Genomic DNA, 2,610 nt, shown 5'->3' on the forward strand with positions numbered 1-2,610 from the left:
TACGAGGCGAAATAGTGCCGTCGGTTGCCCATAAGTGGCGAAGAAAGAAAGCCAACTGCTCGTCATCGAGACGAAACAGATCAACCGGCAAGCGCTTCTCGTGAGAACGCTGACCGAAGATGCCGAGCCCCCGCAACCAAAGGTTGATTCCAGCCGGATGCCACCGATTCCCGTTACCGCTGAAAACCAGTTGGTGCCAAGCCCCGACGCCCGCATGCCGATTCACGCGCACGCCGAAAAGAAAGGCACTTTCGCTGACGATACGGCTGTTGTCCTCGGAAGCCGTCGTGTAACGCAAGGGTTGGCCACTCACGTAGCTGCCATCGCCGATCAGATGAGCCAACAGAATCAGCTCATGTTCCGGCCAGGATTCGCAAACCTTCGGCTCAGGCAACTCGCGCGAGATCGCAAGACGCGACCCCGGCCCCAAGGTCTCGACAGTCTGCCAGCCCGCAGCGCCCATGAGGCGATGCTCCGCGGTCGTTCGAATCACGCGTCCGCTGGCAAGACGAACCGCCAAAATCGAACGCCGACCGACGCACCAGATCGCTTCGGCCGTCGCTGTGATAAGTCGCCCGGCGGCATCCACCGCCGCCACCTCCGGCGAGGTGCCGACCAATTCCGCAATGGCGACACGGCGACCGTCGGCTAGAACGACCAAAGTATCCCCCGTGACACATTCACGCAGATCCGACATCACCGGCCGCTTGTTCGGCCGCTGCTCGAGACTGCGGTTGAGCTGCGAGAGTGCGATGACCGGGACGTTGAGTTCCTTGGCGAGTGCCTTGAGCGAGCGCGAAATCGCAGAGATCTCGGTCGCCCGATTCTCGCCGACTCCGGGGGCCTGCATGAGCTGGATGTAGTCCAGAACGATGAGACCCAGATCGTCTTGATCGCGTTTCAGACGTCGCGCACGCGCCCGGACCTCGGTCGGCGAGAGGGCGGGCGTGTCGTCGATGAACATGGATGCGCCGGCTAGGATGTTGACCGCCGAGGTCAGGCGGGGCCACTCGTCGTCTTCGAGCCGCCCGGTACGGACGCGGTGCTGGTCGATGCGCCCGAGCGAGGACATCATGCGCATCGCCAACGCATCGCCGGGCATCTCCATACTGAAGACGGCCACCGGGCGCTTGGATTGGATGGCGACATGCTCGGCCATGTTCATGGCGAACGAGGTCTTGCCCATCGAGGGCCGTCCCGCGACGATGATGAGATCTGCAGGCTGCAGCCCCGAGGTCATCATGTCGAAGTCGGTGAAGCCGGTCGCGAGCCCGGTGATGGGCTCGTCGCGCTGATAGAGTGCATCGATGCGCTCGACCGCGCGCCCGAGCAGGGTCTTGATGGGCTGGAACCCGCCACCGCCGCGCGCTTCCTGCTCGGCGATCTCGAAGACGCGCCGCTCGGCCGCATCGAGCAGCTCGGAGGCATCGCGGCCCATGGGGTTGTAGCCACTGTCGGCAATGTCGGTGCCGGCGGCGATCATCTGCCGCAGGACCGAGGTCTGTCGGACGATCTTGGCGTAGGCCTTGATATTGGCCGCGCTCGGGGTCTCGTTGGCGATGGTGCCGAGGTAGGGGAGCCCGCCGGCGCCTTCGAGCTGCTCGGTGCGCTCGAGAGTCTCGGCGAGGGTCACCAGATCGAAGGGTTGGTCCTCCGCGGCCAGTTTGGCGATGGCGCGAAAGATGAGGCGGTGCTCGCGTCGATAGAGGTCACGCTCGGTGACCATGTCTGCGATGCGATCCCAGGTGCTGTTGTCCAGCATGAGACCACCGAGCAGGGATTGCTCGGCATGAACATTGTGCGGCGGAACGCGGAGCTCGTCGAAGTCTACGCCCGGGGGGCCTTGGGAATCCGCGTCGAACATAGATCACCTCGGCCGAATGACCCGCGCGCAGGCGCGAGTCTCGCCAGAGCTTCGAGTCGATTCGTGTGACGTGCCCGGCGGATGCGGGCGAGGCTCGCCGTCGATCCGGCGGACGCTCGCGCCGCCGGAGCTCTGGAATTCGGGCGTCTCAGTCCTCGGGGACGACATCCACGGTGATGGTGGCATCGACCTCCGGGTGCAGGTGCAGGGTCACCTCGTACTCGCCTGCAGCGCGGAACGGGCCACCCGAGAGCTTGACCTCGCTCTTCGACAGCACGAAACCCGCGGCGGTCACCGCCTCGGCGATGTCGCCGGTGCCGACCGAGCCGAACAGGCGTCCCTGCTCTCCGGCGCGGCGCGCAATCGTGACGCTCATCCCTTCGAAGCCATCGCGACGGGCACGGGCCTCGGCGAGCTGGTCCGCTGCAGCCTGCTCGAGCTCCGCACGCCGGGCCTCGAAGGCTTCGAGGTTGGCGTCGGTCGCCGACACGGCAAACCCGGACGGGATCAAATAATTCCGGCCATAGCCCGAACGGACACTGACCTTGTCGCCGAGCGCTCCGAGGCGACCGACATTCTTCAGCAGGATGACTTCCACGTATGTATTCCTCTCAAAAGTTCTTCGAGATCAGGGTGGCACGCCCTTGATCCTCGGGTGATCCTCCGGACCGGGCGGCGCACGCGCCAGAACCGGATTCATCCGGTCAAGATCTATCGGCCAAAAGGGTCTAGGTCAATCCGCGCGG

General features: G+C 64.7%; 2 protein-coding genes. Both read right to left on the bottom strand.

The features are described 5' to 3' along the window. Positions 1-1,864: replicative DNA helicase (gene dnaB, locus GPT33_RS05145; protein WP_296806251.1), on the bottom strand; the 1,864-nt coding region annotated here is incomplete at its 3' end. 148 nt (positions 1,865-2,012) lie between these two features. After that, on the bottom strand, positions 2,013-2,462 hold the full coding sequence (gene rplI / locus GPT33_RS05150; RefSeq protein ID WP_296806252.1) for a 50S ribosomal protein L9: 450 nt from the start codon (positions 2,460-2,462) through the stop codon (positions 2,013-2,015). Between the last annotated feature and the right edge of the window lie 148 nt (positions 2,463-2,610).

The sequence above is a fragment of the Thiocapsa sp. genome, from assembly GCF_011390875.1.
GTDB lineage: Bacteria > Pseudomonadota > Gammaproteobacteria > Chromatiales > Chromatiaceae > Thiocapsa.